This window comes from Nostoc sp. UHCC 0251 (assembly GCF_034932245.1).
Lineage (GTDB): Bacteria > Cyanobacteriota > Cyanobacteriia > Cyanobacteriales > Nostocaceae > Nostoc.
Genome location: NZ_JAYGHD010000383.1, coordinates 1 through 9919 on the forward strand (window position 1 = coordinate 1; position 9919 = coordinate 9919).

11 protein-coding genes and 1 pseudogene are annotated in these 9919 nt (G+C 42.5%); 8 read left to right on the forward strand and 4 right to left on the reverse strand.

What is annotated here, in order from left to right; genetic code table 11:
* Positions 1–361: 361 nt before the first annotated feature.
* The gene (locus VB740_RS32070) at positions 362–1084 is read right to left on the reverse strand and encodes a class I SAM-dependent methyltransferase (RefSeq protein WP_323203865.1); all 723 of its coding nucleotides are present in this window, start codon (positions 1082–1084) and stop codon (positions 362–364) included.
* A gap of 86 nt (positions 1085–1170) precedes the next feature.
* Entirely contained in the window at positions 1171–1425 is a 255-nt protein-coding gene (locus VB740_RS32075; protein ID WP_323203866.1) for a hypothetical protein, read from the reverse strand.
* Between the two features lie 355 nt (positions 1426–1780).
* Here VB740_RS32075 and VB740_RS32080 point away from each other — a divergent pair, with 355 nt between their 5' ends.
* From VB740_RS32080 to VB740_RS32100, 5 genes and pseudogenes are all read left to right on the forward strand, one after another.
* A complete protein-coding gene (locus VB740_RS32080; RefSeq protein WP_323203867.1) occupies positions 1781–2305 on the forward strand; it encodes an ATP-dependent zinc protease in 525 nt (174 codons plus the stop codon).
* Positions 2302–2460 carry a hypothetical protein gene (locus VB740_RS32085; protein ID WP_323203868.1) on the forward strand — a complete coding sequence of 53 codons (159 nt, stop codon included), beginning with the start codon at positions 2302–2304 and terminating at the stop codon, positions 2458–2460. The genes VB740_RS32080 and VB740_RS32085 overlap by 4 nt, the downstream gene beginning before the upstream one ends.
* A 36-nt stretch (positions 2461–2496) precedes the next feature.
* Positions 2497–2922: pseudogene (locus VB740_RS32090) on the forward strand (UUP1 family membrane protein); the annotation flags it as partial.
* A 15-nt stretch (positions 2923–2937) separates the two neighbouring features.
* Entirely contained in the window at positions 2938–3933 is a 996-nt protein-coding gene (locus VB740_RS32095; RefSeq protein WP_416291063.1) for a 7TM domain-containing protein, read from the forward strand.
* A gap of 5 nt (positions 3934–3938) precedes the next feature.
* Positions 3939–4898: an alpha-L-glutamate ligase-like protein gene (locus VB740_RS32100; RefSeq protein ID WP_323203869.1), complete on the forward strand. Its 960-nt coding sequence runs from the start codon at positions 3939–3941 to the stop codon at positions 4896–4898.
* A 143-nt stretch (positions 4899–5041) separates the two neighbouring features.
* On the opposite strand, the gene VB740_RS32105 is transcribed toward VB740_RS32100, so the two are convergent.
* Together VB740_RS32105 and dps are read right to left on the reverse strand one after the other, a co-directional pair.
* Positions 5042–5758: a pirin family protein gene (locus tag VB740_RS32105; RefSeq protein WP_323203870.1), complete on the reverse strand. Its 717-nt coding sequence runs from the start codon at positions 5756–5758 to the stop codon at positions 5042–5044.
* Positions 5759–6072: 314 nt separating this feature from the next.
* Positions 6073–6645: a DNA starvation/stationary phase protection protein Dps gene (gene dps, locus VB740_RS32110; protein WP_323203871.1), complete on the reverse strand. Its 573-nt coding sequence runs from the start codon at positions 6643–6645 to the stop codon at positions 6073–6075.
* 135 nt (positions 6646–6780) lie between these two features.
* Here dps and VB740_RS32115 point away from each other — a divergent pair, with 135 nt between their 5' ends.
* The 3 genes from VB740_RS32115 (at position 6781) to treZ (ending at position 9780) form a co-directional block, all read left to right on the forward strand.
* The gene (locus VB740_RS32115) at positions 6781–6927 is read left to right on the forward strand and encodes a hypothetical protein (RefSeq protein WP_323203872.1); all 147 of its coding nucleotides are present in this window, start codon (positions 6781–6783) and stop codon (positions 6925–6927) included.
* A gap of 306 nt (positions 6928–7233) precedes the next feature.
* Positions 7234–7635, forward strand: a complete 402-nt coding sequence (locus VB740_RS32120) for a thiol-disulfide oxidoreductase DCC family protein (RefSeq protein ID WP_323203873.1) — start codon at positions 7234–7236, stop codon at positions 7633–7635.
* A 297-nt stretch (positions 7636–7932) separates the two neighbouring features.
* Entirely contained in the window at positions 7933–9780 is a 1848-nt protein-coding gene (treZ, locus tag VB740_RS32125; protein WP_323203874.1) for a malto-oligosyltrehalose trehalohydrolase, read from the forward strand.
* Positions 9781–9919 lie beyond the last annotated feature (139 nt).

The window sequence follows — 9919 nt, forward strand, 5'->3', positions numbered from 1 at the left end:
ATCGCCTCCCATAAGTATTGTCATTTTTCTCTGTTTGTATGAAACCACCCTGCTTTCAAATCTGGCAGAAGGGGTTGGAGGATGAGGGAAAGAACTCCAGGTTTCAAGAGACGTGATTTAAAATCTTGATTATGCAGGGTCTTTGTCTGAAAAAGTTTTCATTAATCAAACTGGATTCCTAAATAAACAGCACACTATTTCGCAGTCCGTCGTAATATCGAAGAGGATACTTATGAACCAACAGACCGATGGGTGTTGCTGTTCAGTCTCGCTATCATGATTCTTGGATCTGGGGTAATTTATTTTGTTTTTACAACTTCTTTAGATCCATCAAGTCCACTTATCCCTGACTAATATATTTTTAAAACCGCACTTTATATAACTCGAATAATTCCCCTGATTTATGGGTTACAACTTTAGCACCAGCCGCTTTAATGGTTTTTTCCCATTTAGCCAAAGGCTCTAAAAACACCTCAGCCCCCAAATAGGTTTCCAGAACTGCCCAATCTTCTGCTAAAGGCTGTTCTGGGTTGAGAACGTCAAACACAAAATGTCCACCTGGTTTTAACACCCGCTTGACTTCTGCTAATACAGCATCCCAATATTCCATTGGAAAATAGCAGCTGAATCCTGTTGCGATCGCTAGGTCAAACTGCTCTGATGAGTAGTTTAACTGATGGGCTGCTCCCAACTCAACACCTTTGAATAGCTTGGAATTCAACTGCGGCCCACGAGAATTAAGGGTATCGCGTGCCACATTACTGATTTCTTGTCCATGAAAAAATGCTTGCCAATCCCGCCAAGGATAAATTAAAAAGCTGATACCACAGCCTATATCTAAACAGTGCTGGTTCTTTTTAGGTTCAGCAATTTCCCAAAAAGGAGAAGCAATTCTCCCCGAAAAACTACCTCCAATCCACTCGCCAAATATCGGCATCGCCTGTACTTCTGCTGGGAGTTCAAAGGTTTCACGTTGATACTCTCGGTTAAAGCGATAGGCTATTTGGGCTAATCTTTCGTCCCAGTTGGTTGATTTGGGTGAACTAAAGAGATTTTGGAACTGAGAATCGGACTTTTTAGACATTAGATTATTGCTACTCTTTCTAAGGATTGTAGTCAAATTCGTTTTGCGATCGCCTACGACGGGCGGGTACGCCATCGCACTCCTAGCTAATCTCCTGCTGGGGTTTGTTCAACTTCGTAGCTGTAGCCAACATTGTGCTTGGTGATGCGTTCAGAAGCAACACTTTCATTCCAAGTTTTATCCTTACGTTCAGAATGCGGTGGCGCGTATTCATAATCGATGCTGTTGATGTCACACAAAAACAAAATCATAACACTCAAGAATTGATGATTTGGTTCTTGTTTACGATGAAAATTTTGAGTTTTTTGATGGAAATTGGCTTTTAGATATCGATTCTCCAATGCTTAATATCAAACATATCTGCACTTTAATATATAAATTAAGCCATTAAGTATTTATGGACTACCCTTTACTTGGACTGGGCAAAGTTGAATCTGAAAAAAGAAGCTTGCCAACCCCCAACAACAAAAAATGAGTAGTAAGGGTAAATATAACAAACATTAGTTTTTGTCTTCTAAGCAACAATTTCAGATTGTTTTTCCAAAAAACTCGTCAAATCAACCTTTAGAATGATTTGATTATAACTGTAACGAAATATATTATTTATGGGCATAGAGTCCGGTCTATAGTAAATATTTGCTACCTATAACGATTGGATTCGATTGGTTTACACCAAGTACACTTAAAAAAATTTGGGTGGTAATTTCCATCAGCCTGTTGTCTGGAGCGGGATGCACTTTACAAGAAACTAAAGCTACTGACTCGGCGCAACAACAGACTCAAACTGTTGGCTGGATAGAAAAGGGAAAAATTGCTGGTGTTGAAAAAGAGGTGAAAGTCAAGCTAGATACAGGTGCAACGACTACCTCGATTAATGCCGAGATTTTAGAACAGCCAGATAAAGAAACTGAATCCGGCGGCATGATTAAGTTCCGCTTTAGTGATGGAGATGGAGTTAAACAGACTTTTGAACTGCCTATCGTGCGGTGGGTTCGTATTGAAAGTCGCCAATCTGACTATATTCGTCGCCCGGTAGTACGCATGAAAATCTGTGTGGCGGGTCGGTGGATTGAGGAAGAGGTAAACCTTGCCGATCGCGACGATTTCAACTATCCAGTCTTAATCGGACGCAATATGCTCGAAAAAGCCAAATTAGTTGTTGATTCATCCCAGACATTTACTAAAAATCCATCCTGTCCAACCCAGGAGGCGCAGCAGTGAAGCGTACTTTTTATGCCTTACTTCTCGCCTTGTTTTTAGCGGCGATCGGTTTAGCCATTTTTGTCCACAAGCTGACTGCTTCCGATGTGCCGTTTTTACCCAATCAAGCTTTCAGTAGTTGGTACGTTGAGGCAAAGCTATCGCTAGATTCGTAACCCTCACCGTTTTCAGATGACGAAGATTTACCTACTAATATTAAGTTTCATCTTCCCCAAGATTCCCAACGCTACGAAATTGTTAAGGAAGATTTTCTGAATGGAGGATTTACTCGCCAAGTCCAGACGTTAAAAGATTCAGCAAACCGAGTGGCAGTCTTTACTAAAGAAGACTCAGTTGACAGTAATAAAACTCTCTTTTATCGAGCTATTATTCGTCGGCAAAGTAACGTTGATCCTGGCAGCGAAAAAGTACCAATTTCAGGACGACGGCTGGTAGATAAAGAACTGGTTAGGTTTGGCGAAAATACCGAGAGAGTTCAAGACAATTTGGCGGAAAATTTGCCCACTGCTGAGATCGACTCACTTTTGAGAGAAGCTAAAAAGCAGTCAAGCGATCGCCTCTCTTTTGCCAAAAAAATCTATCAACTAGCTCTCCAGACAGATGACATTCGGATTCAGACTATTACTAGAAACCTGAGAAAAGAAGAATCGACCCCACAAATAGCAGCATTTTTGTTGAGTAGAGCTAATGTTCCGGCAAGAGTGGGCAATGGCATTTATTTGAGAAGTGATGAAGTTTATTCGACTGATTTTATTGAATGGCTGGAGGTGCGATCGGGCGAACGCTGGCTGGCTTTCGATCCCCTTGACCGCACTTTTAAAGAGCAAGATCGCTATTTAACTTGGTGGTACGGTTCAGATCGGGTTCTACAAGCCCAAGGAGCTAACAACGTCGATTTAGAAGTCGTCGTTCAACCTAATACCGACAATGGACTAACACGAGCCGTTTGGCGCGGTAGAAGAGTTACCAATCCCTTTATCGAATATTCTTTTCTTAGTCTGCCCCTAGCAAGTCAGCGAGTCTTTCAGATACTTGTCCTCATCCCCATTGGTGCATTGATTATCTCCATTTTGCATCAGATGATCGGGTTGAAAACCTTCGGTACATTTACGCCGATCCTCATTTCTCTCGCTTTTCGGCAAACTGGATTATTTACTGGCATCCCGCTATTCGTTCTAGTAGTAATTATCGGGCTTTTGTTTCGTGGCTATTTAAATAAATTGCAGCTTTTAATCGTGCCTCGACTCGCCGCAATTTTAACTGCAACTGTCTTAGTGGTAGGTTTACTAGCAATTGTCATGGAAAGCCTCAATCTCAATCTGGGTTTATCTGTGTCTTTATTCCCGATTGTTATCCTTGCAATGACGATTGAACGGGCATCAATGATGTGGGAAGAAAATGGTGCAAAGGAAACTATAATTGCCGGATTCAGTACGGTTTTAGCCGCCGTTATCGGGTATTTTTGCATGATTAACGACTATGTAGAACATTGGGTATTCGTCTTCCCAGAACTGTTGCTAGTGGTTTTAGGAATAAATATCTTGGTGGGACGCTACAACGGCTACAAGCTCATTGAATATTTCCGCTTTATGTCGCTCCAGAAGCAGTTGAAACAAACAAAGGTGTAGCTGCGATGTTTCCATTTTCACTCAAGCGTTCCGGCATCTTAGGAATTAACGCTCGTAACTTAGACTATATTTTCCCTACTAATCCGCGTCGGATTTATCGTCTTGCCGACTCTAAACTAGAAAGCAAAAAAATTGCTCAAAGTATTGGCGTACAAGTTCCAGAAACTTATGGTGTTATTACTTTTCAAAATGAAGTAAAGACACTATCAAACCTTGTTGGTGGACACAAAGCCTTTGTGGTCAAACCAGCAAGGGGGAGCGGTGGGGATGGCATCGTAGTGATTAAAGATGTGACAAATGAAGGCTATCGCAAAGCAAATGATTCTATTCTCAAAGCGGAAGACTTACAGTATCACATTTACAACATTCTTAGCGGGATGTTTTCATTAGGAGGCAACAGCGATGTCGCCATTATTGAATACGCCGTACAGTTCGATCCGATCTTTGATGAAATTGCTTATCAAGGTGTCCCCGATATTCGGATAATTGTCTACCGAGGGGTACCGGCAATGGCAATGTTGCGCCTGCCAACGCGAGCTTCCGACGGCAAGGCAAATTTACACAGAGGTGGCGTTGGCGTTGGGATTGATCTAGCGACTGGCAGGACTTTGGCTGGGATTCAAAACAACCGCTATATTGACAATCATCCTGAAACGGGACATTCATTATGCGATCGCCATATCCCTCATTGGCAAACTATTTTAGAAATGGCTGCGAAGTTAGGCGATAAAACCGAGTTTGGCTATCTTGGGGTTGATATCGTTATTGATCGCGAAAAAGGGCCGCTTTTATTAGAAATCAATGCGCGTCCTGGACTTTCGATTCAAATTGCCAATCGAGAGGGTTTAATACCACGATTAGAAGCGATCAATAGCACTTTGCCAAAACTTTCCGGGCTTCAAGACAAAATAGCTTTTGCTCAAGAAAAATTTGCCGTGTTTTCTGGTCACTTGCTTCCGCTCTAATATTTGTTTATTAGAGGCCAAATATAAAAGCAACTTTAGCAATGGATTACTCTAAAGCGGTCAACCTCGTAGACACAAGATCCCCGGCTCCTGAAAGAAACCGGGGATTTTGGGCTTAGAATGCTTACCTTACAGACTTAAAATTAACCTAAATCGAAAAGCAAGATTTCGCCGCCGATGTTAGTGCTAATTTCTAGCTGTTCTTCGCCGTTGATTTGCACACCATCGCCTGCTCTGAGTTCCTCGCCATTCAAGTTAACTATGCCTTGCGCTATTTGTAACCAGGCGTAGCGATCGCGTTTGACTTGATAATTAACAACATCACCTGACTCTAAAACAGATGTGTATAACTCAACATCTTGGTGAATTGTCACGGCTCCATCGCGCCCATCTTTAGCAGCAATTAAGCGGAGTTTGCCACGCTTTTCTTCCAGAGGAAAAGCTTTTTGTTCATATCTTGGCGCTAATCCTTCTTCATCGGGAAGAATCCAGATTTGTAGCAAGTGGAGGGGTTCAGTTGGCGAAGGATTAAATTCACTGTGACTGATTCCAGTACCAGCGCTCATAATCTGTGCATCACCGGGACGAATCACCGACCCTGTACCCAAACTGTCTTTATGCTCTACAGCACCTTCTAAGACATAAGTGAGGATTTCCATATCACGATGAGAGTGGGTAGGGAATCCAGCACCAGGGGCGATGCGATCGTCGTTAATCACCCGCAGAGAACGAAATCCCATACGGTTCGGATCGTAAAAACTACCGAAGGAAAATGTGTGATAACTATCGAGCCAGCCCATTTTGGCATGACCTCGGGCGTTTCTATCATGAATTAGATGGCTAATTGTATTTTGAGACATATATTTACCTCGTTGTTAATGAGTATTTAGAGACGCGATGAATCGTAGAAGAGACGCGATAAATCGTGTCTGTACAAGAGTTAAGAATCAGAATGGAATTAGCATACTTTTGCAGTAAGCTAATAACTTATTCAAGTTAAAGTATTAATCTTGAGATATCACTTGTCGAAGATACTTTTGAATTTTTCGACCTAGTTTTGAACTATTTCAATAGTAAAGGATATACATATAAAAGAAAAGTACGCACTTAAAAGTGACGTACTTACCAAAAAGATACTATTAAATTTACGAAAGGCTACTTTTCTCAGAAGTGCTTATTTTACGCCAGCAGGGATCTTTTGAGTTTTAGTAGTACCCGCTTTACCATTCTCTGCCTTAATTTCTGCTACTTGCAGATGAGCTTCTAAGAACCAGAGTCGTTTGTCAATGGTGCGGGAAATTTCGGTGTAAAGGTCGGCGGTATCAGCATCCCCTAATTCATCAGTTTTAGCGATCGCTTCCCGGAGATGTTTAGCATAAAATGCATAACGATCTGACAAGGCTGTTACATGATCTTTACCATCCAAAATATCTAAGGGATATTCTGGCAAAATTGAATTACTAGCTGCGGCGCGGGCTGTTCCAAAAGCGTATCCGCCTAAAGCTGTGACGCGTTCAGCTACCATATCGATGTATCCTTCTAATTCCCCAGCAAGTTCATCAAATAATAAGTGTAACTGGTAAAAGTCAGTACCTTTAACATTCCAGTGCGCTTGCTTTGCTTGGGTTTTCAGATCAGAAGTAGCTGCCAAAGTTTGGTTGAGAAGTACCACGATTTGCACTCGCGCTTCGGCGGGAATGTCAATGCGGCTAGGGTACAAACGTGATGTAATGCTGTTGTCGCTCATGATTCTTCGTTGTTAATGCCTTTTAAACCCAACTTTACAGAATTGCTTCGCTGTCCGAAACTCTCTGACGATGGATTGAATTAATGTCTGAATATGTTAAAGTTTATTACTCTTAGTTAAATACGGTAGTTTCCTATGGTACTTAATGTGCCACAAAAAGGCGTAGGCGCAGCCCGCCGCAGGCATCGCGAATTACATTATTCTGCAAAAAGTCATGGGGAAAACCCAGTTCAATTTGACTCACTTGATTTAAAAGTTGCAGATGTTCTGGCGAGAGGCTGACATCTAAAAGAAGCTAAGTTATCTTGAAACTGCGTTAATTTACCTGCCATAATGATCGGAATAATCACGCTGCTTTGAGTGCGTACCCAAACTAATACTAAGCTGAGTTCGGGATAAGCTGAAAGGAGCGTCTCCGGCTTTGCTCCTGTTAGCGGATAGCTAGGGTTTAGCCCATTCTGACTTCTGAATTCTTCTTCAACTTGCCAAATTTAGCACTGCTTTAGTGAGGCAAGAGCGATCGCCACGATTTTCTAAGCTAGAATACCAAAGTTGTATTTATACACATCCAACAAGTCAATTATTTTTATGAATTACTACGTAATCTACGACGGGAATTGTAATCTCTGCGTTACCCTAGTGCAATTGCTAGAAACCTTAGACCAAGGAAAGCTGTTTCGCTACAGTCCTATGCAAGATGAGCAAACACTTTTACAGTGGGGAATTACAGCTCAAGACTGTGAACAGGGAATGATTTTAATTGATGGTAATGAACCTCAGAGACGTTGGCAAGGTAGTAACGCGGCTGAAGAAATTGGGCGGTTATTGCCAGCAGGAAGTATATTTGTAGACGCTTATCGAGCCTTACCGGGGATGAAATGGGCAGGCGATCGCTTTTACGAACAAATCCGCGATAATCGCTACACCATATTTGGTAAGCGTTCTAATACATATCAATCAGCATACTGTGTTGATGGGAACTGCAATTAAGACAAGACGCGATGAATCGCCGTCTCTACAATAATCAGGCGATTTATCGCGGATTTGTGATCTAAAATTGTCATCAAAAAACCTTAATTAAACCTTATTGCCCTGCCTCCTTCACAACCGAATTTATCATTAGACTGAATTTATTCTCGTAAAAAATCCGCCTCCAGGTGCTAGCAAAAAGTCTGGTAGACCAACCATTATGCTATCTGGCGTGTTTGTAAACATTGTGCAATCAATGACATTTGCGATTGCGCCATAATTCGGCACAACAAACTGGAACTGATGGGAGGATACTGCGTGAGAATTGGTGCTAACTACTTGGGTAACGGAGAGTGTGAGTTTACAGTTTGGTCTCCGCTATTAGATGGCGTCACGGTAAAAATTTTGACGCCAGAACAGCAGTTAATTCCCCTCAAGCCTCAGTCTGAGGGATACTGGCACACGAAAGTCAGCGATGTGTATCCAGGTACGCTTTATCGGTATGTCTTAAATGGGCAAGACACCTTTGCCGATCCAGCCTCGCAGTATCAACCTGAAGGGGTGCATGGGCCGTCTCAAATTGTCGATCAACACTTTGATTGGACTGATGAAGGGTGGACTGGGATTCCTGTGGAGTCGATGATTTTCTACGAACTCCATGTTGGAACATTCACGCCCGAAGGAACTTTCACCGCCATTATTCCCCGCTTACCGCATTTAAAAGAACTGGGAATTAACGCTATTGAAATTATGCCCATCTCCCAGTTTCCGGGAGACACTCATATTGAAGCAACTCTTGCATACCGCAACTGGGGTTATGACGGCGTTTACCCTTATGCTGTCCAAAATTCCTACGGTAGCCCAGCCGATCTGAAGCAACTAGTAAATGCTTGCCACCAACACGGAATTGCCGTAGTCCTGGATGTGGTGTATAACCACTTTGGGCCAGAAGGCAACTATATGAGTCAGTTCGCGCCCTACTTTACTAAAACCTATAAAACGCCGTGGGGCGAAGCGCTGAATTTTGACGATGCCCATAGTCAGGGTGTGCGAAATTATTTTATCGAAAATGCGCTTTACTGGTTGCGCGAGTTCCACATAGATGCATTGCGGCTGGATGCCATTCAAGCGATTTACGACTTGGGGGCGAAGCATTTTCTGTGGGAACTGGCGGAAGCAGTTCATCATTTTTCACAACAAGGACAGAAATGGAAACGCCATCTAATTGCCGAAAGTGACTTGAATAATCCGCAAATAATTCGGCCGGTAGAATTGGGTGGATATGGACTCGATGCCCAGTGGAGTGATGATTTTCACCATTCATTGCACGCACTATTGACAGGCGATCGCCAAGGATATTATCAAGATTTTGGGCAATGTGCTGATCTGGCAAAAGCTTATGAAGATACTTTTGTCTACGATTGGAAGTACGCACCACACCGCAAGAGATTTCATGGCGTATCTTGCCGCGATCGCCCTTTATCACAATTTACAATCTGTATTCAGAATCACGATCAAATCGGCAATCAAATGAAAGGAGAACGCCTCAGCCAGCGCATCTCTTTTGAGGGATTAAAGTTAGCTGCTGGCGCTGTGCTACTGTCACCCAACTTACCCCTGTTGTTCATGGGAGAAGAATACGGCGAAACAGCACCCTTCATTTACTTTGTCAGCCACTCCGATTTAGATTTAATTCAAGCAGTTCGAGCCGGACGCAAACAAGAATTTGAAGCATTCCACTATGCAAATGATCCCCCAGATCCCGAATCGGCAGAAACTTTCCTAAAGTCTAAACTCAATTGGGAATTACGCAATGAAGGTAAGCACAAAGTTCTGTGGGATTGGTATCGTCAGTTAATTAATTTACGCAAGACGCATCCAGCACTTTTTAATAAAGACCGCAACTCCATCCAAGCGACTAGCGATGAAGACAAGCAGTTGGTTGTTGTGCGTCGTTGGTGCGAATCAAGTGAACTAATATTTGCGATGAATTTCAATTCGTCTCCCGTGACAGTGAATTTGCCGTTTAAGCAAAATGCTAATAAATTGTTAGACTCTGCTGATACCTCATGGTTTGGGCATGGTTCTGAAGCTGCTGAACATCTGTCTGTGGGCCAAGAAGTGAAATTGCAACCTACTAGTTTAGTACTCTATGAAAAAGGATGAGGGGGAGAGTTAAAGCAATTCGCAATTCGCAATTCGCAATTCGCAATTCGCAATTGTTAAAACTTAAAGTTTCGGCCTCATAACCTCAACGTCCGAGCTAAAAGGCTCAACGTTCGAGTAAAAAGGCTCAACGTCCGAG